The following is a 21,171-nucleotide window of genomic DNA, read 5'->3' on the forward strand; positions in this document are numbered from 1 at the left end:
CGTGGGCAGGTAATTGCCTCACTCTCAATAAATACGATCTTTATACCGCCACGGGCGGCAACGAACGAGTAGCAATACGATGAGTCTGAACCTGGTAAGTGAACATTTGCTCGCAGCGAACGGCCTGAGCCATCAGGACCTGTTCTCCATTCTTGGTCAACTGACCGAACGCCGTCTCGACTACGGCGATCTCTATTTCCAGTCGAGCTATCACGAATCCTGGGTTTTAGAAGACAGCATCATCAAAGATGGTTCTTACAACATTGACCAGGGCGTGGGTGTGCGCGCCATCAGCGGCGAGAAAACCGGTTTTGCCTACGCCGATCAGATAAGCCTGGCTGCGCTGGAGCAGAGCGCGCAGGCGGCGCGTACCATCGTGCGTGATGCTGGCGATGGGCGGGTGAAAACGCTGGGTGAGGTGCAGCATTCTGCGCTCTACACCAGCATCGACCCACTGCAGAGCATGAGCCGTGAAGAGAAGCTGGATATCCTGCGCCGCGTGGATAAAGTGGCGCGCGCTGCCGATAAACGCGTGCAGGAAGTGTCTGCCAGCCTGAGCGGTGTCTATGAACTGATTCTGGTTGCGGCCACTGACGGCACGCTGGCGGCGGATGTCCGTCCGCTGGTGCGCCTCTCTATCAGCGTGCAGGTCGATGACAACGGTAAACGCGAGCGCGGCTCAAGTGGTGGCGGCGGTCGTTTTGGCTATGACTGGTTCCTGGGTGACGTCGACGGTGAAGCGCGCGCTGACGCGTGGGCAAAAGAAGCCGTGCGCATGGCGCTGGTGAATCTTTCTGCCGTGGCGGCACCGGCGGGGTCATTCCCGGTGGTGCTGGGTGCCGGCTGGCCAGGCGTGCTGTTGCACGAAGCGGTAGGACACGGTCTGGAAGGGGACTTTAACCGGCGCGGTACGTCCGTATTCAGCGGTCAGATGGGGCAGCTTGTCTCCTCTGAGCTGTGCACCGTGGTGGATGACGGTACCATGCCTGACCGTCGTGGCTCTATCTCCATCGATGATGAAGGCACACCCGGCCAGTACAACGTGCTGATCGAAAACGGTGTCCTGAAAGGTTACATGCAGGACAAACTGAACGCGCGCCTGATGGGCGTAGCGCCAACCGGTAACGGCCGTCGTGAATCCTATGCGCACCTGCCGATGCCACGTATGACCAACACCTATATGCTGCCGGGCAAATCTACGCCGCAGGAGATCATCGAATCCGTTGATTACGGTATCTTTGCGCCAAACTTTGGCGGCGGCCAGGTGGACATTACCTCCGGTAAATTCGTCTTCTCCACGTCAGAAGCCTATCTGATCGAGAAAGGCAAAGTGACCAAAGCGGTGAAAGGCGCGACGCTGATTGGCTCCGGCATTGAAGCTATGCAGCAGATCTCCATGGTCGGTAACGATCTCAAGCTGGACAACGGCGTGGGTGTCTGCGGTAAAGAGGGGCAGAGCCTGCCGGTGGGTGTGGGTCAGCCAACGCTGAAAGTGGATAATCTGACGGTGGGCGGTACAGCCTGACCTGACGACCTGTAAAAAAATGGCGCTACTCTGGGGTAGCGCCTTTTTTTTAACGCAAGTGACCCAGCGGTATCTCCGGATCCGGCTCATGAGTGATGCGGTTACGCAAATCACGACGAATAATTTCAATCGACCAGAACCAGATCAAATGGCCCACGATCTCTGAGACGTGCTCGTACCAGGGCAGCTCAAACAGCGGCGGCGTCAGTCCCATCAATGGGAAGGAGATCATATGGACAAAAAGCTGCGCTAACGCACCCGCCAGCAAACCTTGCCAGAGTTTAATTTTCGGGAAGACTTCCGCAACTATGCAATAACCTACGGCGAAGACGATAGAAAAAATAATATGCGTGACGCCGACCCAGTTAAAAATATGTCCGGCAAAGGTGTAAACCGCTGCGTTCGGATCGACGACACCCAGCCAGTCACGCAGAAATATATAGGGAGGATTTAAGAAATTGCGGGAACAATCAATCTGACTTGCTGCTCTTATTAATTGCTCTGGCCCGCATGCGCCGGTGAATAAATCCGTGGGGCTGCGCGGCGGCAGTGGAACTTCGGCTCCCCATTTGACAAAGGCGGAGACAATCCCTGCGATCAATCCAATGAATGCGGCTAGCCCATAGCGCCTGCGTGAAGGCGGTGTTTGTTCAAATATATTCATTTCTGTTCCTTGTTCAATGTCATCCTGCGAAATACATTTTATTATTCATATTGGTAACATAAATATAACAGCCTGAGATTCAGGCTCCTCACAAAATAAATGGCGTAAGGCGACGGTGTCAATTAACTATTATTTAGAGTGAGGGAGGGGAATTGCGCCATGCAGGGGAAATTATCCCGGACATTGTCATGCCAGAAAGGCGTTCCGGGATAATTTCATTACTCTTTTCTGCGTCCCCGCATTCCCTGAAACAGTTCTGCCACGTCCACAAAATACTCGGTCAGATAGTTAATGCACACCTGCACCTTAAGCGGCAGTTTGTCTTTTTCGGTATACAGGGCATACACCGGACGCGGATCGGACTGGTAACGAGGGAACAGGATCTCCAGTACGCCGCTGTTGATCTCATTGATCACCCACATTAACGGTACGTAAGCGATCCCGGCGCCCGCCACCAGCCAGCGCGAGATGGTCATCGGATCGTTGGTGACAAACCGCCCTTCCGGCAGCAGTCGGGTAGAAATCCCTTCCGGGGCAATCAGTTCAAACTCATTATCGGGGCGGACGCTGTACTCCAGCCAGGAGTGGTTGGCGAGATCGGCGGGTTTCTCCGGCACGCCGTACTGTGCCAGATAGCTCTTTGAGGCGCAGACCACCATCGGCATGCTGCCGAGTCGACGGGAGAAGAGGCTGGAGTCCTGCAGTGCGCCGACGCGGATCACTACATCCAGGCCATCGGCAATCAGGTCCGGGGCAGGAATACCCGTGACCAGATTCACGGTTAATCCCGGATATTCTTTCAGCATCTCGGCGGTCATGGCGGCAAGAACATTTTGTGCCATAGTTGAAGAACAACCGATCCGCAGGGTCCCGATGGGTGTGTTGTTAAAGGCATAGAGCTGTTCGTGAACATCCTGCACTTCATGCAGCATGCGGCGACAGCCCTGATAGTAAATTTTACCCGCTTCCGTCAGCCCGATGCTGCGGGTGCTGCGGTTGAGCAATTTCACCTGCAGTTCATCTTCCAGTTTTGACACCGTCTGACTGATGGAGGAGACGCTCATCTGTAACTGCCGGGCAGCAGCAGTAAATGAGCCAAGTTCAACCACTTTGGCGAAGACCGACATGCGTTTTAAACGTTCCATTGTTCACTCTGGCTTAAAAGTGATTTAGATCACATATTATAGATAACAGCATAACAGTTACGTTAATATACTATTAATTACATAACGGCTGCGCCATTCTCGCCCGGCGTTTCTTGCTCTCCTGCGATGGCGTGCGCTAAAAATTCTGAAGCCTGCACTCTCTCTTATCAAGGTCAACATGAGTCTGTTTCCCGTTATCGTGGTGTTCGGTCTGTCGTTCCCACCGATATTTTTCGAGCTTCTTTTATCACTGGCGATCTTCTGGCTGGTGCGCAAGGTGCTGGTTCCTACCGGGATCTACGATTTCGTCTGGCACCCTGCATTGTTCAATACCGCGCTGTATTGCTGCCTGTTCTACCTGATATCGCGCATGTTTGTCTGAGGTTGATGTGAAAACGCTAACAAGAAAAATCTCCCGCACCGCCATCACCATGGCGCTGGTTATCCTCGCGTTCATCGCTATTTTTCGCGCCTGGGTCTATTACACCGAATCACCGTGGACACGTGACGCGCGTTTTAGCGCGGATGTCGTGGCGATCGCCCCCGACGTGGCCGGTCTTATCACCGCGGTTAACGTCCACGATAACCAGCTGGTGAAGAAAGACCAGGTGCTGTTCACCATCGACCAGCCGCGTTACCAGAAAGCACTGGAAGAAGCGGAAGCGGATGTTGCCTATTACCAGGCGCTGGCCGCAGAGAAACGCCGTGAGGCGGGCCGCCGTAACCAGCTGGGTGTCCAGGCGATGTCCCGGGAAGAGATTGATCAGTCCAACAACGTGCTGCAAACCGTACTGCATCAGCTGGCAAAAGCGCAGGCGACGCGCGATCTGGCGAAGCTCGATCTGGAGCGTACCGTGATCCGCGCGCCAGCCGATGGTTGGGTTACTAACCTTAACGTCTATGCCGGGGAGTTTATTACCCGCGGTTCAACCGCCGTGGCGCTGGTAAAACAGAACTCGTTCTATGTGCTTGCCTATATGGAAGAGACCAAGCTGGAAGGCGTTCGTCCGGGCTATCGCGCAGAGATCACGCCGCTTGGCAGCAACCGCGTCTTTAAAGGCACCGTCGACAGCGTCGCGGCTGGCGTCACCAACTCCAGCAGCTCCAACGACGCAAAAGGGATGGCGACCGTCGATTCCAACCTGGAGTGGGTGCGTCTGGCCCAGCGTGTGCCGGTACGTATTCATCTGGACGAACAGCAGGGCAACCTGTGGCCTGCTGGCACGACGGCGACGGTGGTGATCACCGGTGAGAAAGATCGGGACGCCAGCCAGGACTCAATCTTCCGTAAAATTGCCCACCGTCTGCGCGAATTTGGTTAATCGCTATGGGTATCTTTACTATCGCCAGCCAGCACATTCGCTTCGCCGTGAAGCTGGCGAGTGCTATTGTGCTGGCGCTGTTTGTCGGCTTTCACTTCCAGCTGGAAACCCCGCGCTGGGCGGTGCTGACGGCGGCGATTGTCGCGGCTGGCCCGGCATTTGCGGCCGGCGGTGAGCCCTACTCCGGGGCGATCCGCTATCGCGGCATGCTGCGTATCATCGGGACGTTTATCGGCTGTATCGCCGCGCTCACCATCATCATTCTGATGATCCGCACACCGCTGCTGATGGTGTTGGTATGCTGTATCTGGGCGGGTTTCTGCACCTGGCTCTCCTCGCTGGTGAAAGTAGAGAACTCTTATGCCTGGGGGCTGGCGGGCTATACCGCGCTGATTATTGTCATCACCATTCAAACCGAACCGCTGCTCGCGCCGCAGTTTGCTGTGGAACGCTGTAGCGAGATCGTGATTGGTATCGTCTGCGCAATTGTCGCTGACCTGCTTTTTTCCCCGCGCTCCATCAAACAGGAAGTGGATCGCGAGCTGGACGCGCTGATTGTCGCACAGTACCAGCTGATGCAGCTGTGCATTAAGCACGGTGACAGTGAAGAGGTGGACAAGGCGTGGAGCGGACTGGTCCGCCGTACGCAGGCCCTGGAAGGAATGCGCAGCAACCTTAACATGGAGTCTTCGCGCTGGGCACGCGCCAACCGCCGACTCAAAGCGATCAATACCGTCTCCTTAACGCTGATTACCCAGGCGTGCGAAACCTACCTCATCCAGAACACTCGCCCGGAATCGGTCACCGATACCTTCCGCGAACTGTTTGCCGAGCCGGTGGAAACGGTGCAGGACGTGCATAAGCAGCTCAAACGCATGCGCCGGGTCATTGCCTGGACCGGAGAGCGCGACACGCCGGTGACCATATACACCTGGGTTGGCGCTGCGACGCGCTACCTCTTGCTGAAACGCGGCGTGATTGGCAATACCAAAATCAGCGCCGCGGAAGAAGAGGTCCTGCAGGGGGAAGTGGTGATCAAGGCGGAATCGGCTGAACGCCATCACGCAATGGTCAACTTCTGGCGTACCACGCTGGCCTGTATGCTCGGTACGCTGTTCTGGCTGTGGACCGGCTGGACCTCCGGCAATGGCGCGATGGTCATGATTGCTGTTGTCACGGCGCTGGCAATGCGCCTGCCCAACCCGCGTATGGTCGCCATCGATTTCCTGTACGGGACGATAGCCGCGCTGCCCATTGGTGCGCTCTATTTCCTGGTGATCCTCCCGTCCACGCAGCAGAGCATGTTGCTGCTCTGTATCAGTCTCGCGGTGATGGCGTTCTTTATCGGGATCGAAGTGCAGAAGCGCCGTCTGGGATCGCTGGGTGCTCTCGCCAGTACCATTAACATTCTGGTGCTCGATAACCCGATGACGTTTCATTTCAGCCAGTTCCTCGACAGCGCGTTGGGTCAGCTGGTGGGCTGTTTCCTGGCGATGATGGTGATCCTGCTGGTGCGCGACAATTCCCAGGCACGGACGGGGCGCGTGCTGCTGAACCAGTTCGTCTCGGCCGCGGTTTCGTCCATGACCACCAATACTGCGCGCCGTAAAGAGAACCGCCTACCGGCGCTCTATCAGCAGCTGTTTTTACTGCTGAATAAATTCCCCGGCGACATTGCCCGTTTTCGTCTGGCGTTAACGATGATCATTGCGCACCAGCGTCTGCGCAACGCCCCGGTGCCGATCAACGACGATTTGTCGGCTTTCCATCGCCAGTTGCGCCGCACCGCCGACCATGTGCTTTCCGCCTCCAGTGATGACAAACGGCGCCGCTACTTTAAGCAACTGCTGGAAGAGCTGGATGTCTACCAGGAGAAGCTCAGGGTCTGGGAAGCGCCTCCTCAGGTGACAGAGCCGGTAGGACGGCTGGTGCTTATGCTGCACCGCTACCAGAACGTCCTGACGGATAACTGACTGAAGTAAAAAAACCGACGCCAAAAGCGTCGGTTTTTTGTAGCTATACTTATTGCTGCAGTCTCTTACATTCAGAAAGGGAGGACACATGACGACTCAGGCGCTTCAGGACAACATCCTTTTTCAGACCGGTTATCTGGTCAACGGCATTTGGAAGACGCTGGATACGACCTTTGATGTGTTGAACCCGGCTACCGGTGACGTTATCGCCAGAGTGGCGAAAGCGGGTAAAGCAGAAACCGAAGAAGCTATTGCTGCTGCCGTGAAAGCCTTCCCGGCATGGCGAGCCAAAACCGCGAAAGAGCGCTCGACTATCCTCTATCGCTGGTACGAACTGATTATTGAGCACAAAAGCTGGCTTGGTCGGTTAATGACCACCGAACAGGGCAAACCCCTGAAAGAAGCCGAAGGTGAGGTGGAGTACGCCGCCAGTTTTATTCAGTGGTTTGCCGAAGAGGCCAAGCGCGCTAACGGTGAAATTATTCCGCCGATCAAGCCGGGGTCCCGCATTCTGGCTACCCGTGAACCTGTTGGCGTGGTGGCAGCGATCACGCCGTGGAACTTCCCGATGGCCATGCTCACCCGCAAATTAGGTCCGGCACTTGCTGCGGGCTGTACCGGGGTGATTAAACCGGCCAATAACACCCCACTCAGCGCCTTTGCGCTCCTCACGCTGGCGAAACAGGCCGGTGTGCCGGATGGGGTGCTCAACGCCGTGGCAGGTAATACGCATGAGATCAGCGACGCGATTATGGCGAGCCATGAGGTGCGTAAAATCTCGTTTACCGGCTCCACTTCCGTCGGCAAAACGCTGGTGCGTAACGCCGCGGAGACCATGAAAAAAGTCTCTATGGAGCTGGGGGGAAATGCCCCGTATATCGTGTTTGAGGATGCGGACATCGATGCTGCCGTCAAAGGGGCAATCGCCAACAAATTCCGTAATGCTGGACAAGTCTGCGTCAGCGTTAACCGCTTCTATATTCAGGAAACCGTCTACGACAAGTTTGTGAACAAACTGGCCGATGCGGTGAACGTGCTGAAGGTGGGAAATGGTCTGGAGGACGGTGTGGTCGTAGGCCCGCTGATTGAACCCTCCGCAGTGAACAAAGTGCGTGAGCACGTTGAGGATGCGGTTGCCCGTGGAGCAACGGTCCTGGCGGGCGGCAAACCGCACCCGCTTGGCGGCAATTTCTGGATGCCCACCGTGCTGGGCGACTGTCATGAAGGCATGAAACTGGCAGAAGAAGAGACGTTTGGTCCCGTTGCAGCCTGCTTCCGTTTCACTTCTGAAGATGAAGTCATCCAGCGTGCCAACAACACGCCATATGGTCTGGCGGCTTACTTCTATACTCAGAATCTGTCGCGGGTGTTCCGTGTGTCGCAGGCGATCGAAAGCGGGATGATCGGGATTAACGAGTGCGCCGTCTCCACGGAGCTTGGCCCCTTCGGAGGAGTAAAAGAGTCTGGCCTGGGCCGTGAAGGGTCCGTGCTGGGGCTGGAAGAGTATCTGGAAGTCAAAACCCTGCATATCGGCGGATTATAATAGACAGGGCGGCATCTGCCGCTCGCCTGGACTGGGTGGCTGGCAATGAAAACCTATACCTTTGATTTTGACGAGATCGACAGTCAGGAAGACTTCTATCGTGAATTTATCCGGGTGTTTGATCTTGAACGGGAAAGCGTCACGAATCTGGATACGTTGTGGGATGTGGTAACCGGCAGTCAGTTGCCTTTACCGCTGGAGATAGAGTTTATCCATCTGCCTGAGAAACTGCGCAGACGCTTTGGTGCACTGATTTTATTGTTTGATGAAGCGGAAGAAGAGCTGGAAGGGCAGTTGCGTTTCAACGCGCGCCAGTGATTAATCAAAAAAAGCCCCTGACCAGCGAGGTCAGGGGCAAGTCGTATGATGAGATACGACGAGGGTTTATTTATACAGTTCTGCCGTCGCATGCCAGTGGTCACCCTGATTCAGTTCGGTGACGCGATAGCTGCTGGCGCCTGCTTTTTCAGCTTTTGCGGCCAGTTCCTGACGGATATCCATCGGAGAGCCGGTGACAGATGTCACGGAGATACTACCCATAGACTGCAGATTCTGCGCCTGGTCGGCATTCACCTGCTGAACGGCTGCGCTTGCACCGAAAGAGAGAACCGATGCCAGACCGAGGGTTGCGATGATTAATTTGCTTTTCATAGTCTTTGCTCCTGAAGAGGTTTTTGCTCAACGGCGAGAAGGGTTGAACTGCTATTTTTATGCCTGGTGCCGTTGAGTGGAGATTTTCGTCTTTTGCTATTACTAAAACTTATTTGTACAGCTCAGCGGTCGCGTGCCAGTGGTCACCTGAACGCGCTTCAATGATGCGATAGGATGATGCACCCTGTTCTTCCGCTTTTTTGTTCAGCATTTCACGCATATCCATTGGAGACGTGCCGATCGCGCCGACAGAAACCGTACCGATAGCCTCACGGGATTGCGCCTGGTCGGCATTGATGGAGTCCGCTGCGAAAGCACCGAATGACAGGACAGACAGGACGCTCAGCGCCGCTACAGTAGTTTTGATTTTCATGATTCTTTACCTCGTCGAATTTTTAGTGGGGTCTTTGTTTCGTGACCCTCATCACAAAATCAAGTATACACTAATAACGGTAAAAATTAATACCAGACTAATTGTTTCACAGGTAATTACGCGTTAAACAGCGCCATTTTTATAACCAAACTGCATAATGTTGGTCGATTTTTGTTCACAATGAAGGGTTATATCTAAGAAAATCATATGGATATTTGATTTTGATTTTTTGTGCGATTTTTTGATTTACCATTCACTGGATGAATGTTAATGGGTGGTAAAAAGCACTATTTGTCAAATCAGGGACAGAAGAAAGCAGGGGAAAACGCAGCGGGGGCAGAATGAACCCCGTAGCGGCGCTACGGGGCTAGAGAGGACTACAGCTCCTGTTCGAACAGAACCAGGATTGCCTCGTGGAGATCTTTCACGGAAAAACCGTTAGCCGGCGTGGTAAAGATGGTGTCGTCACCGGCTATGGTGCCGAGGATACCTTCCGTTTTACCTAAAGAGTCCAGCATGCGGGCAATCAGCTGTGCGGCGCCAGGGCTTGTGTGGATCACCACAACGGCGTCGTTATGGTCGATATCCAGAACCAGGTTCTTCAGCGGGCTGGAGGTTGTCGGCACGCCAAGTTCAGCCGGCAGGCAATAGACCATCTCCATTTTGGCGTTACGGGTACGCACCGCGCCAAACTTGGTTAACATGCGGGAGACTTTCGACTGGTTGATGTTATCGAAGCCTTGTTCCTGCAACGCCTGAACAATTTCTCCCTGAGAACTGAATTTCTCTTCTTTGAGTAGCGCTTTAAACGCCTTTACTAATTCTTCTTGCTTAGACGAGCTTCGCATAAGTCACCCGGAATATGACGATAGAAACAACATTATTATGCATGTGGATGAATTTTTATGCAAATTATCTACCAGGCAGTAGCCTGAAATAATGTTATGAAAGGGAGTGATTTTATCAGATTTCGTTATCAGAAAACATGCCTGGGTCACGCCACGCAAATAAGCTTAAAAGTAAATTAAATGTTATCAAAATGATGTTGTTTTGGTGGCGTGGCAGGGTGTATTGTAACCACCTCTTAATTCGTTGCCGTCTGTTGTCAGAGAGTCTTCTGGTGAGAGATAAAGTCGCGTGACCTCAAATTCTTTAGCTACGAAAATTGTAATTAATTACCTGCTGAATTAAGGTCGCCGCAACGGATTTACAGATACTTAAGTTAACCATAATAAGGAGTTTAGGATGAAAGTCGCAGTCCTCGGCGCTGCTGGTGGTATCGGCCAGGCGCTTGCCCTACTACTGAAAACCCAACTGCCTTCAGGCTCAGAACTCTCCCTGTACGATATTGCTCCGGTAACCCCAGGTGTGGCGGTTGACCTGAGCCACATCCCGACAGCTGTAAAAATCAAAGGCTTTTCCGGTGAAGACGCGCGTCCTGCTCTGCAGGGTGCTGACGTTGTGCTGATCTCCGCTGGTGTGGCGCGTAAGCCAGGCATGGATCGTTCAGACCTGTTCAACGTCAACGCAGGCATCGTGAAAAACCTGGTGCAGCAGATCGCTGAAGTGTGTCCGAAAGCGTGCATCGGTATCATCACCAACCCGGTGAACACCACGGTCGCTATCGCGGCAGAAGTGCTGAAGAAAGCGGGTGTTTACGACAAGAACAAACTGTTCGGCGTGACCACGCTGGATATCATCCGTTCTAACACCTTCGTTGCTGAGCTGAAAGGCAAGCAGCCTACGGAAGTGGAAGTGCCGGTCATCGGCGGTCACTCTGGTGTCACTATTCTGCCTCTGCTGTCGCAGATCCCAGGCGTGAGCTTCACCGAGCAGGAAGTGGCTGACCTGACCAAACGTATTCAGAACGCAGGCACCGAAGTGGTGGAAGCGAAGGCGGGTGGCGGTTCTGCAACGCTGTCTATGGGCCAGGCGGCTGCACGTTTCGGTCTGTCACTGGTTCGTGCGCTGCAGGGCGATAAGGGCGTGGTTGAATGCGCTTATGTAGAAGGCGATGGCGAACACGCGCGCTTCTTCTCTCAGCCGCTGCTGCTGGGTAAAAACGGTATTGAAGAACGTAAGCCAATTGGCACGCTGAGCGCGTTTGAACAACACGCGATGGAAGGCATGCTGGATACGCTGAAAAAAGATATCACCCTGGGCGAAGAGTTCGTTAACAAGTAACACGAACCTTCTTCCGCAGGCCGGGTAAGCGTTAGCGCCACCCGGCAAAAAAAACCGAAGCACTGACTGGCTTCGGTTTTTTTATGGCTGTCAGTTGGTGGCCGGGTATTCCTGAATGGTGACCTGAATCGTCAGCTTCTTATCGTTACGCATGACTTCAACAGGGATGATAGAGCCAGGGCGGATCTCCGCAACCTGGTCCATTGTCTCCAGCGCCGATACCGCCGGTGTGCCGTTCACCGACAAAATGACATCATTAACCTGAATACCCGCGTTAGCTGCCGGGCCGCCAGGCGCCACCTCGTTGACCACAATCCCCTGAATCTGATCGATACCGCCACCCTGGGTATGCATGGGGGCAATCTCACGACCGCCAATCCCGATATAACCGCGGATGACACGGCCGTCGCGGATCAGCTTATCCATAATCTTGGTAGCCAACTGGAACGGAATGGCAAAGCCAATTCCTTCCGGCGTTTCGCCATCGTTACTTTTATCGAACGAAAGGGTGTTGATGCCCATCAGCTCGCCCAGGGAGTTGACCAGCGCACCGCCGGAGTTTCCGTGGTTGATGGAGGCATCGGTTTGCAGGAAGTTCTGCCGTCCCGATGGATTCAGACCGATTCGACCGGTGGCGCTGATAATCCCCTGGGTGATGGTCTGGCCCAGGTTGTAAGGGTTACCGATAGCCAGAACCACGTCGCCAATATGAGGAGTACGTTTACGGTTAATCGGAATAACCGGCAGCCCGCCGGTGGCGTTGATCTTCAGTACCGCCAGATCGGTCAGGCTGTCAGAACCCACCAGCAAGGCCTCAAACACGCGGCCATCCTGAAGCGCAACGATGATCTGGTCCGCATCGTTAATCACATGTTTGTTGGTAATAATGTACCCGCGATCGTCCATAATCACGCCGGAGCCGAGGGTGCGGATCTCCAGCTGGTTATGGGCGGAACTGTTGAGGCCGCGATTATAGACGTTAACCACAGCGGGTGCGGCACGGCGAACAGCCTGATTATAGGTAGCAGGCGTTTCATCCGTGCTGTCAAACTGGGGCGCCGACAGCTTGTTGAACTGGCGTAAAGACGGCATGGCCGCTAACAGCAGGGCTGCAACAATCAAACCGATGGCAATTGAACGAAAGAGCTTTAAAAGCATGATGCGCGTGTCGTTAAAAAAGGAACGATTTGCAGCATAACATGAGTTATCCCGGACATCACACGCAGCGGTGATACCCGGGATCGCAAATGCTTAGCGCAACAGAATATAGATAGACTCGTTGCCGCGCATGATTTGCAGGGCAATGACCGTTGGTTTACTTTCCAGCACTTTGCGCAGCTCAGCAATGGATTGCACGCGCGTGCGATTCACGCCGATGATCACATCATCCTGATGCAATCCTGCCTGTGCAGCAGGGCTGCTTTTCTCGACGGTATCGATGCTGATGCCTTTTGTCCCGTCTTTCAGTTGTCCGTCGCTAAGGGTCGCGCCCTGCAGTGCCGGTGCGATTAGCTCCGCGCTGGCAGAGGAGGATGTGCTCTTATCCAGGGTTACTTCCACGTTCAGCGGCTTGCCGTCACGAATCAGACCCAATTTCACTTTGGCGCCCGGTTCAGTGGTGGCGATTCGTGAACGCAGCTCTGCAAAGCTGCTCAGCGGCTTGTCATTCAGGCTGACGATCACATCGCCCGATTTAATGCCCGCTTTGGCCGAGCCGGAGTTTGGCAGCACTTCACTGACGAACGCACCGCGCTGCACGTTGATATTGAACGCTTTTGCGATATCGGCGCTCATCTCCATCCCTTTAATACCCAACAGCCCGCGTTTGACTTCGCCAAACTGGATAAGCTGTTGTGCCAGCGTTTTGGCCATGTTGCTGGGAATCGCAAAACCAATCCCGATACTGCCGCCGCCCGGGGCCAAAATTGCCGTGTTAATGCCAATCAGCTCACCGTTAAGGTTCAGCAGCGCACCGCCGGAGTTACCGCGGTTAATTGAGGCGTCGGTCTGGATAAAGTTTTCCAGCCCTTCCAGGTTCAGACCGCTGCGGCCCAGCGCAGAGATGATCCCGGAGGTGGCGGTTTGTCCTAAACCAAAGGGGTTACCCACGGCAACGGCAAAGTCGCCGACGCGCAGTTTGTCGGAGTCTGCGATGGCAATCTGCGTCAGGTTGCTCGGGTTCTGCACCTGCAAAAGCGCAATATCGCTCTGATCATCGCCACCAATCAGTTTGGCATCAAATTCCCGGCCATCATTCAACTGCACGCTGATTTTATCGGCCTGACTGATGACGTGGTTGTTGGTCAGAATATAGCCTTTGGCCGCATCAATAATGACGCCAGACCCCAGCCCTTCAAAAGGCTGAGCCTGCTGGTCGGGAGACTCATCGCCAAAATATTTTTTCAGTTCTTCAGGTACGCGCTGGCTTTGTACTGCCGTTCCCTCTACCTGCACGCTAACCACTGCAGGCAACACTTTGTCCAGCATGGGGGCGAGGCTCGGAATAGCCGTCTGGCCCGGCACCTGCGAAGGAAGGGCGGCCAGGGCAGGGAAGGACGCCGAGAGAGATAACCCGACACTTAACGCTAACGCGCTCAACAGCTGGTTCTTTTTCTTCATCGATGCTGACTCTCGTAACCTGGAGTAAAGGAAAAAACGGGCCCAAAAACATGTTGATGTTATTGAATTTTAAACCGCTGAACAATGAGGTGTTTAACTAAATAATAGCTGGGGTCAGGAAGAAAGGACGGGCGCAATCGCTGCGCCCGTAAAATAAATTCAGGTTGTGCGATTAATCGCGTTTTACACCGCCGCGCAGCAGGCCGGACGCGCCATCAGAATAGTCGCGAGGCATCTGAACAGGGGCCTGATCGTTACCGGCTTCAGAGTCTGCCAGACGGTTGCGGAACGGGTTGGTTTCCGCGGTCATTTCCGGCAGCAGGCTGCTGGAGCTTTTTGCCATGTGCTGATACAGCTGGCGATAGTCGGTTGCCATGTTGTCCAGCAGCTCGGCGCTACGGGCAAAGTGGCTGACCAGCTCTTCGCGATACTCTTCCAGCTCGGCTTTGTTCTTTTCCAGTTCGTATTGCAGTGACTGCTGCTGACGCAATTTGCGATTACCGAAACGCATGGCCACAGCACCGATCACGATGCCGACGACTAAACCGATTAGCGCATATTCCCAGGTCATGAACTTCTCCCGTTGTCTTGTTGTTCCGTAGGGTGTTGGCTCGGCTCCTGCCTGTGCCTGATATTGCCACTATAACCGCTATTTCTGCAGAAGTGGAATCCTGACGTATCATCGCGTAGTGTAGAACGGCCTTTTTTTCATCAGTCACGCCTGCTGATGAGGTTTAATTGAAGGAATAACAACAAGATTATGCAAACCCTGTCCCCCGCATCGCGATATCAACTGGCCCTGGACGAGGGCTCACATCAGCCGGATGACGTTCAACGTGAAGCGGTTAACCGTCTGGATACGATTTATCAGGAACTCACGGCAAAACCTGCTGAGGCAGGGCAGAGCGGTGGGCTGAAGGCTGCATTGGGTCGGCTGCTTGGCAAAAAAGAGCAGCAGGCTAACCCTTCCGTGCGCGGTTTATATATGTGGGGTGGTGTCGGGCGCGGGAAAACCTGGCTGATGGATCTCTTTTATCAAAGCCTGCCGGGTGAGCGAAAACAGCGTCTGCACTTCCACCGCTTTATGCTGCGGGTGCATGAAGAGCTGACGGCGCTGCAGGGCAAAAGCGATCCGCTGGAGATTGTGGCTGACAGGTTTAAGGCCGAAACGGACGTCCTCTGTTTCGATGAGTTTTTTGTTTCGGATATTACCGATGCCATGCTGTTGGGCGGCCTGATGAAAGCGCTGTTCGCCCGCGGGATCACGCTGGTCGCTACCTCGAATATTCCACCGGATGAGCTGTATCGTAACGGCCTCCAACGGGCGCGTTTCCTGCCTGCCATTGATGCCATCAAACAACATTGTGACATTATGAACGTTGATGCGGGCGTGGATTACCGTTTGCGCACGCTGACCCAGGCGCACCTGTGGCTCTCGCCGCTGAACGCAGAGACTACCCGCCAGATGGATAAACTCTGGCTGGCGCTGGCCGGGGCAAAGCGCGAAAACGCGCCGACGCTGGAGATTAACCATCGACCGTTGCCAACGCTTGGCGTGGAAAATCAAACGCTGGCGGTCTCTTTCTCTACGCTCTGCGTCGATGCCCGCAGCCAGCACGACTACATCGCCCTTTCGCGTCTGTTCCACACGGTGATGCTGCTGGATGTCCCCGTCATGACACGGTTGATGGAGAGCGAAGCGCGGCGCTTCATTGCGCTGGTGGACGAGTTTTACGAACGCCACGTCAAGCTGGTGGTGAGCGCCGAGGTGCCTTTATATGAGGTGTATCAGGGGGAACGTCTGAAGTTTGAGTTCCAGCGCTGCCTGTCGCGCCTGCAGGAGATGCAGAGCGAGGAGTATCTGAAGCTGGAGCATATGCCTTAAATGCCCTCCTCTCTCCCTGTGGGCTGAGGGATCTCCACAGAATAAGCGCGCACGGACGGCCCCCTCTCCTCTTAGGGGTGTACGGTCCGGGGACATGGTAGACAGGTGTTCGGGGACATGGTGAACACTTTTTAACATCCTTTACCCATGGTGATCGACTTTTTCTTCAGGTCGATCACCCCCACTTTTGTGCTGTACCACCACACCTCGTAGCGGCCGTCTTCCTGCATCTCCTTCAGCCCGACCCGCTCTCCCCTGAACGCCTTGCCTGCACTCAGACTTATCCCTTTCACGCTCAGCTTTCCGCTGATATCCACTTTCCTGACCATCACGCCCTCGTCATACTCCGGGGGTGTTATGTTGCCGCTGTACTGCCGTGCTGACGGCTGATACCACGAGCCCGGTACCGCCATATCCAGCGCCTCATGCGGGCGTTCAAGGTTATAGACCGTCCTCCAGTGGTCGAAGGCGCGCTGCAGTTCGCCCTCGCTCGCGAACCACTTCCCCTGCAGCACCTCCGCCTTCAGGCTGCGGTGAAAACGCTCCAGCTTGCCCTGCGTCTGGGGATGATACGGCCGGGAGTGCCCCACCCGGATACCATGGCGCATCAGCCACAGCTCCAGCGCCGTCCAGGTGCCGGTGGTGTCTCCCCATGGGGCGCCGTTGTCCATCGTCATCCTGTCCGGCAGGCCGTAGCGTTCAAACACGCTGACCAGCTGTTGCTGCACGGTCTCACGCCGTTCATCGCTACAGTGCGCCAGGCACAGAGAAAAACGGGAGTGGTCATCCAGCAGGGTGAGCGGATGGCAGCGGCCACCGCCAAAGGGAAAGTGGCCCTTAAAATCTATCTGCCAGAGCCGGTTCGGCGCGTCATGTTCGAACCGTCCCGTGGCGGGAATGCCCGGTGAAGTGCCCGGCAGCAGGCCGTGACGGGCCATCAGGTTATGAACGGTGCTGAAGGCGGGCATACGGTGCCCCTGGTCTTCCAGCCAGCGCTTTATCTTGCGTGCGCCCCAGCGTTCATGGCGGTCATGGGCCATACGCAGCAGGGCAGTGATGTCGTCAGATGAGCGGTTCGGGGAATGGTGCGGTATGCGCGGGCGGTCCTGAAGGCCGGAGGAACCTTCCTCCATCCAGCGACGAAGCCACTTGTAGCCGGTGGCAGGTGAAATGCCGAAGCGACGGCAGAGGGAACGGATGTTCGCCCCGTCCTGCGAGGCGAACAAAACAAACTCGGTACGTAATGACATGGTATCTCTCGCATCCCAGGGCATAAGCGACTCCATAAACGGGTTCTTATGCCTTAGTTGTAAGTGTCTACCATGTCCCCGAACAAGTGTTCACTATGTCCCCGGACCGTACAGGGGAGAGGGCTGGGGTGAGGGGGAACATACAGCTCTGGTGGTTATTCCGTTCACTTTATGTTCCTTGCTACTCTGTAACGGCATGACTTGTGAACGTGCCAGGGCGGCTCAATCGCCACCGCCCTGGCGACCCGGGCTCCCGGCGGTAAATCGCCGCTTCGCGGTGCCCTCGGCTTATTCCTTCCGGCTTATCGGGGACGGGCGGATGTAACGTCCCTGTAAAGCCGCCCTCTCGGCGCATCCATGCGCCTCGCCCCGGCCTGCAGGAAACGCCTCAGCGATTTACAGCCGGACCAGGGCATCGCTGAACGCCCTCAGTTATTCTGAGAGCAGCATTATCGCTTCTGGTTATGAATTACTGGGGAACCCTTAGCCCTGTGGGAAAGGGGCTGGGGGGGAGGGCACCGGACCGCAAAAACTCGCCCCCCGAAAAACCCATTCCAAATCACATTTAAGGGTCGATCTTTGACCTCAACTTCTCTATAATCTTGCGACCCCACGTTACGAGAAGGTTTTTTTCCCGAAACTTTCTATGTGTCGGCATGAGCTATTCGAAGGGGTAGGTTTGCCGGACTTTGTCGTGTGAACCTCAACTGACTAAACGTTTGGGTGTTCACCAACGTGTAACTTATTATTTGGGTAAGCTTTTAATGAAAACTTTTACAGCTAAACCAGAAACCGTACAACGCGACTGGTATGTTGTTGACGCGACCGGTAAAACTCTGGGCCGTCTGGCTACTGAACTGGCTCGTCGCCTGCGCGGTAAGCACAAAGCGGAATACACTCCGCACGTTGATACTGGTGACTACATCATCGTTCTGAACGCAGAAAAAGTTGCTGTAACCGGCAACAAGCGCGAAGATAAAATGTACTACCACCACACTGGCCACATCGGTGGTATCAAAGAAGCGACCTTTGAAGAGATGATTGCTCGCCGTCCTGAGCGTGTGATTGAAATCGCGGTTAAAGGCATGCTGCCAAAAGGCCCGCTGGGTCGTGCTATGTTCCGTAAACTGAAAGTTTACGCAGGTAACGAGCACAACCACGCGGCACAGCAACCGCAAGTTCTTGACATCTAATCGGGATTATAGGCAATGGCTGAAAATCAATACTACGGCACTGGTCGCCGCAAAAGTTCCGCAGCTCGCGTTTTCATCAAACCGGGCAACGGTAAAATCGTTATCAACCAGCGTTCTCTGGAACAGTACTTCGGTCGCGAAACTGCCCGCATGGTAGTTCGCCAGCCGCTGGAACTGGTTGATATGGTAGAAAAACTGGATCTGTACATCACCGTTAAAGGTGGTGGTATCTCCGGTCAGGCAGGTGCGATCCGTCACGGTATCACCCGCGCTCTGATGGAGTACGACGAATCCCTGCGTTCTGAACTGCGTAAAGCTGGCTTCGTTACTCGTGACGCTCGTCAGGTTGAACGTAAGAAAGTGGGTCTGCGTAAAGCACGTCGTCGTCCACAGTTCTCCAAACGTTAATCATTTTCTGCTCACGCAGAACGATTGGCGAAAAACCCGCTTCGGCGGGTTTTTTTATGGATAATGCTCAGGTTATCCACAATATCAATGCATATATCTCCTCTTTTTCCACATTTCCAGAATCCCCTCACCACAAAGCCATCAAAATCTGGTAAACTATCATCCAATTTTCTGCCCAAATATCGGTGAATACTCGATTTTTGTTCGATTCTTGAACAATGTGTCTTCTCGGGGATGGGCGCTACATCATCTGGCTGGCCCCACCGGGCCGGTAGCAGTAAAAATTCTGAATATACCTGGAGGTTTTCATGGCTGTCGCTGCCAACAAACGTTCGGTAATGACGCTGTTTTCTGGTCCTACTGACATTTATAGCCATCAGGTTCGTATCGTGCTGGCCGAGAAGGGTGTCAGTTTTGAGATCGAGCATGTGGAAAAGGATAACCCACCTCAGGATCTGATCGATCTCAACCCGAGCCAAAGTGTACCAACGCTGGTGGATCGCGAGCTGACCCTGTGGGAATCCCGTATCATTATGGAATACCTGGATGAGCGTTTCCCGCATCCACCGCTGATGCCTGTTTACCCTGTTGCGCGTGGTGAAAGCCGCCTGTACATGCAGCGTATCGAGAAAGACTGGTATACGCTGATGAACGTGATCGTAAACGGCTCTGCCGCTGAAGCGGACGCTGCGCGTAAACAGCTGCGTGAAGAGCTGCTGGCGATTGCCCCGGTGTTCGGCCAGAAACCGTTCTTCCTGAGCGATGAATTCAGCCTGGTGGACTGCTATCTGGCACCCCTGCTGTGGCGTCTGCCAACACTTGGCGTTGAGTTCAGTGGCCCAGGTGCAAAAGAGCTGAAAGGTTATATGACCCGCGTCTTTGAACGCGACTCCTTCCTGGCATCCTTAACTGAACCGGAACGTGAAATGCGTCTCGGCCGAGGCTAATGACTGTGGAAATGTCACAACTTTCACCACGCCGTCCGTATCTGCTGCGCGCCTTCTATGAATGGCTGCTGGACAACCAGCTCACGCCGCACCTGGTTGTGGATGTGACGCTGCCGGGCGTGCAGGTTCCTATGGAATATGCACGCGACGGACAAATTGTATTGAACATTGCGCCACGTGCGGTGGGCAATCTGGAGTTGGCCAACGACGAAGTCCGCTTTAATGCGCGTTTTGGCGGTGTGCCGCGTCAGGTTTCTGTGCCATTGGCTGCTGTGCTGGCAATCTACGCGCGTGAAAACGGTGCGGGGACGATGTTTGAGCCGGAAGCGGCTTACGACGAAGACGTTGCCAGCCTGAATGACGACGATGCAACCGAAGAACGCGAAAGCGATACGGTGATGTCTGTTATCGACGGCGACAAACCCGATCATCAGGATGATAACGATCCGGATGACGATCCGCCACCACGCGGCGGGCGTCCGGCGCTACGTGTCGTGAAATAATTCAACAGGCCCAACGGGCCTGTTTTGCTTTGTGTCCTTTTTCGCCCCCTCTTGTTCCTGTGTTATGATGAATTGTTCTTCTTCAATGGCACCGGATTGCAATGAAACCGACTGATCTTAAAGCTGAAAACTCTGATGAACCTCTTGGGCGCAGCCTGCGTCGTCGACCGCTGACGCGCAAAAAACTGTCCGATATGGTGGAAGAAGAGCTGGAGCAGATGATCCGCCGAAAAGAATTTGCACAGGGAGAGCAACTGCCCTCTGAGCGTGAGCTGATGGAGGTCTTTAATGTGGGCCGGCCCTCGGTGCGGGAAGCGCTGGCGGCACTAAAGCGTAAAGGACTGGTACAGATTAACAATGGTGAACGTGCTCGCGTCTCCATTCCTTCTGCTGATACCATCATCAGTGAATTGTCGGGCATGGCGAAAGACTTCCTGACTCAGCCAGGCGGCATTGCCCACTTTGAGCAGCTCCGTTTGTTCTTTGAATCCAGCCTCGTTCGTTATGCCGCCGAATACGCGACTGACGATCAGATTACGCAGCTGACGAAAGCCCTGGAGATCAATAGCCAGTCTCTGGATGACAATACGCTGTTTATTCGATCCGATGTCGATTTTCACCGCGTACTGGCGGAGATCCCCGGCAATCCGATCTTCAATGCGATCCACGTTGCGCTGCTCGACTGGTTAATAGCGGCACGCCCTAAAGTGCCGGATGTAGAGCTTTATCAGCATAATGAAGCCAGCTATCGCCAGCATATCGCGATAGTTGATGCGATCCGCCGCCGCGATCCCGATGAAGCCGATCGGGCGTTGCAAACCCACCTTAACAGCGTTTCAGCCACCTGGCACGCTTTCGGACAGCACGCCAAAGCCAACACATAACGATCCTTTAGTGAAGTCGATCGCAATATAAACGATCTGGTCACCACTGCTGCTTAATTGATCTGGTATAACAGGTATAAAGGTATATCGTTATTATTGACT

General features: G+C 54.4%; 22 protein-coding genes. 13 read left to right on the forward strand and 9 right to left on the reverse strand.

Annotation, left to right across the window (positions count from 1 at the left end; all coding sequences use genetic code 11):
* Positions 1-79 precede the first annotated feature (79 nt).
* Positions 80-1,525 (forward strand): metalloprotease TldD, encoded by a 1,446-nt coding sequence (gene tldD, locus NQ842_RS03400; RefSeq protein ID WP_046889012.1) that lies wholly within the window; start codon positions 80-82, stop codon positions 1,523-1,525.
* A 49-nt stretch (positions 1,526-1,574) separates the two neighbouring features.
* Here the strand turns inward: tldD and NQ842_RS03405 are convergent, their stop codons facing one another.
* Positions 1,575-2,189 carry a YagU family protein gene (locus tag NQ842_RS03405; RefSeq protein ID WP_046889013.1) on the reverse strand — a complete coding sequence of 205 codons (615 nt, stop codon included), beginning with the start codon at positions 2,187-2,189 and terminating at the stop codon, positions 1,575-1,577.
* 218 nt (positions 2,190-2,407) lie between these two features.
* Positions 2,408-3,334: an HTH-type transcriptional activator AaeR gene (gene aaeR, locus NQ842_RS03410; RefSeq protein WP_014833486.1), complete on the reverse strand. Its 927-nt coding sequence runs from the start codon at positions 3,332-3,334 to the stop codon at positions 2,408-2,410.
* Positions 3,335-3,512: 178 nt separating this feature from the next.
* Here aaeR and aaeX point away from each other — a divergent pair, with 178 nt between their 5' ends.
* The 5 genes from aaeX to NQ842_RS03435 all read left to right on the forward strand — a co-directional run bounded on the left by aaeX (position 3,513) and on the right by NQ842_RS03435 (position 8,490).
* Complete coding sequence (gene aaeX, locus NQ842_RS03415; RefSeq protein WP_003860416.1) at positions 3,513-3,716, forward strand: p-hydroxybenzoic acid efflux pump operon protein AaeX; 204 nt, start codon at positions 3,513-3,515, stop codon at positions 3,714-3,716.
* 7 nt (positions 3,717-3,723) lie between these two features.
* Entirely contained in the window at positions 3,724-4,656 is a 933-nt protein-coding gene (gene aaeA, locus NQ842_RS03420; RefSeq protein ID WP_013098978.1) for a p-hydroxybenzoic acid efflux pump subunit AaeA, read from the forward strand.
* A gap of 5 nt (positions 4,657-4,661) precedes the next feature.
* Entirely contained in the window at positions 4,662-6,629 is a 1,968-nt protein-coding gene (gene aaeB, locus NQ842_RS03425) for a p-hydroxybenzoic acid efflux pump subunit AaeB (protein ID WP_257256496.1), read from the forward strand.
* 88 nt (positions 6,630-6,717) lie between these two features.
* Positions 6,718-8,172, forward strand: coding sequence for an NAD-dependent succinate-semialdehyde dehydrogenase (locus tag NQ842_RS03430; RefSeq protein WP_257256497.1), 1,455 nt, complete (start codon positions 6,718-6,720; stop codon positions 8,170-8,172).
* A gap of 45 nt (positions 8,173-8,217) precedes the next feature.
* Positions 8,218-8,490: a barstar family protein gene (locus tag NQ842_RS03435; RefSeq protein ID WP_014833483.1), complete on the forward strand. Its 273-nt coding sequence runs from the start codon at positions 8,218-8,220 to the stop codon at positions 8,488-8,490.
* 66 nt (positions 8,491-8,556) lie between these two features.
* Here NQ842_RS03435 and yhcN (NQ842_RS03440) read toward each other — a convergent pair whose 3' ends face one another.
* The 3 genes from yhcN (NQ842_RS03440) to argR form a co-directional block, all read right to left on the reverse strand.
* Positions 8,557-8,823 (reverse strand): peroxide/acid stress response protein YhcN, encoded by a 267-nt coding sequence (gene yhcN, locus NQ842_RS03440; RefSeq protein WP_014833482.1) that lies wholly within the window; start codon positions 8,821-8,823, stop codon positions 8,557-8,559.
* A 109-nt stretch (positions 8,824-8,932) separates the two neighbouring features.
* A complete protein-coding gene (gene yhcN / locus NQ842_RS03445; RefSeq protein WP_014833481.1) occupies positions 8,933-9,196 on the reverse strand; it encodes a peroxide/acid stress response protein YhcN in 264 nt (87 codons plus the stop codon).
* Positions 9,197-9,573: 377 nt separating this feature from the next.
* Positions 9,574-10,044 (reverse strand): transcriptional regulator ArgR, encoded by a 471-nt coding sequence (gene argR, locus NQ842_RS03450; RefSeq protein ID WP_013098972.1) that lies wholly within the window; start codon positions 10,042-10,044, stop codon positions 9,574-9,576.
* A gap of 397 nt (positions 10,045-10,441) precedes the next feature.
* On the opposite strand from argR, the gene mdh reads away from it, so the two are divergent.
* Positions 10,442-11,380, forward strand: a complete 939-nt coding sequence (mdh, locus tag NQ842_RS03455) for a malate dehydrogenase (protein WP_163280718.1) — start codon at positions 10,442-10,444, stop codon at positions 11,378-11,380.
* Between the two features lie 90 nt (positions 11,381-11,470).
* Here the strand turns inward: mdh and degS are convergent, their stop codons facing one another.
* The 3 genes from degS to zapG form a co-directional block, all read right to left on the reverse strand.
* Positions 11,471-12,538: an outer membrane-stress sensor serine endopeptidase DegS gene (degS, locus tag NQ842_RS03460; RefSeq protein WP_046889017.1), complete on the reverse strand. Its 1,068-nt coding sequence runs from the start codon at positions 12,536-12,538 to the stop codon at positions 11,471-11,473.
* Between the two features lie 93 nt (positions 12,539-12,631).
* Complete coding sequence (degQ, locus tag NQ842_RS03465; protein WP_014833478.1) at positions 12,632-13,999, reverse strand: serine endoprotease DegQ; 1,368 nt, start codon at positions 13,997-13,999, stop codon at positions 12,632-12,634.
* Between the two features lie 172 nt (positions 14,000-14,171).
* On the reverse strand, positions 14,172-14,570 hold the full coding sequence (zapG, locus tag NQ842_RS03470; protein WP_008502832.1) for a Z-ring associated protein ZapG: 399 nt from the start codon (positions 14,568-14,570) through the stop codon (positions 14,172-14,174).
* A 189-nt stretch (positions 14,571-14,759) separates the two neighbouring features.
* On the opposite strand from zapG, the gene zapE reads away from it, so the two are divergent.
* Positions 14,760-15,884, forward strand: coding sequence for a cell division protein ZapE (gene zapE / locus NQ842_RS03475; protein WP_257256498.1), 1,125 nt, complete (start codon positions 14,760-14,762; stop codon positions 15,882-15,884).
* A gap of 131 nt (positions 15,885-16,015) precedes the next feature.
* Here zapE and NQ842_RS03480 read toward each other — a convergent pair whose 3' ends face one another.
* Complete coding sequence (locus tag NQ842_RS03480; protein ID WP_373371743.1) at positions 16,016-17,170, reverse strand: IS481 family transposase; 1,155 nt, start codon at positions 17,168-17,170, stop codon at positions 16,016-16,018.
* A 728-nt stretch (positions 17,171-17,898) separates the two neighbouring features.
* Here NQ842_RS03480 and rplM point away from each other — a divergent pair.
* The 5 genes from rplM (at position 17,899) to nanR (ending at position 21,069) form a co-directional block, all read left to right on the forward strand.
* Positions 17,899-18,327, forward strand: coding sequence for a 50S ribosomal protein L13 (rplM, locus tag NQ842_RS03485; RefSeq protein WP_013098967.1), 429 nt, complete (start codon positions 17,899-17,901; stop codon positions 18,325-18,327).
* Positions 18,328-18,342: 15 nt separating this feature from the next.
* A complete protein-coding gene (gene rpsI / locus NQ842_RS03490) occupies positions 18,343-18,735 on the forward strand; it encodes a 30S ribosomal protein S9 (protein WP_000829818.1) in 393 nt (130 codons plus the stop codon).
* 308 nt (positions 18,736-19,043) lie between these two features.
* Positions 19,044-19,682, forward strand: coding sequence for a stringent starvation protein SspA (gene sspA / locus NQ842_RS03495; protein WP_014833476.1), 639 nt, complete (start codon positions 19,044-19,046; stop codon positions 19,680-19,682).
* Between the two features lie 5 nt (positions 19,683-19,687).
* Positions 19,688-20,185, forward strand: coding sequence for a ClpXP protease specificity-enhancing factor (gene sspB, locus NQ842_RS03500; RefSeq protein ID WP_014833475.1), 498 nt, complete (start codon positions 19,688-19,690; stop codon positions 20,183-20,185).
* A 101-nt stretch (positions 20,186-20,286) separates the two neighbouring features.
* Positions 20,287-21,069 carry a transcriptional regulator NanR gene (nanR, locus tag NQ842_RS03505; RefSeq protein WP_257256499.1) on the forward strand — a complete coding sequence of 261 codons (783 nt, stop codon included), beginning with the start codon at positions 20,287-20,289 and terminating at the stop codon, positions 21,067-21,069.
* Positions 21,070-21,171: the final 102 nt, after the last annotated feature.

The organism is Enterobacter cloacae complex sp. R_G8 (assembly GCF_024599795.1).
Taxonomy (GTDB): Bacteria; Pseudomonadota; Gammaproteobacteria; order Enterobacterales; family Enterobacteriaceae; genus Enterobacter; species Enterobacter dissolvens.